The sequence below is a fragment of the Bradyrhizobium uaiense genome, from assembly GCF_010811875.1.
Taxonomy (GTDB): domain Bacteria; phylum Pseudomonadota; class Alphaproteobacteria; order Rhizobiales; family Xanthobacteraceae; genus Bradyrhizobium; species Bradyrhizobium uaiense.
The window spans coordinates 1-219 of the sequence record NZ_VKHP01001229.1 but is presented as its reverse complement, the minus strand read 5'-3'; the positions used below and the strand labels follow the sequence as shown (position 1 = coordinate 219).

General features: G+C 56.6%; 1 pseudogene. It reads right to left on the bottom strand.

Annotated elements, in window-relative coordinates:
• Positions 1-219, bottom strand: a pseudogene (locus FNJ47_RS49415) (IS701 family transposase); the annotation flags it as partial.

Sequence of the window (219 nt, the reverse complement as noted above, 5' to 3'; positions counted from 1 at the left end):
GGCGGAGGTCCGTTGATTCTTTTTTTTCCGCCCCGCGTGTGCGAGGCGACGATGCTGCAGGAAGGCGTAGGCAATCATTGTCATCAGGGCGTGACGATGAAGACCCTTCCATGATCGCCCCTCGAAGGGATCAAGTCCGAGTTCCTCCTTCAACTGCTGATGCGCCTGCTCACAAATCTATCTTGCCTTGATGGTGGCGGCTAGTGTGCGCAGATCCGT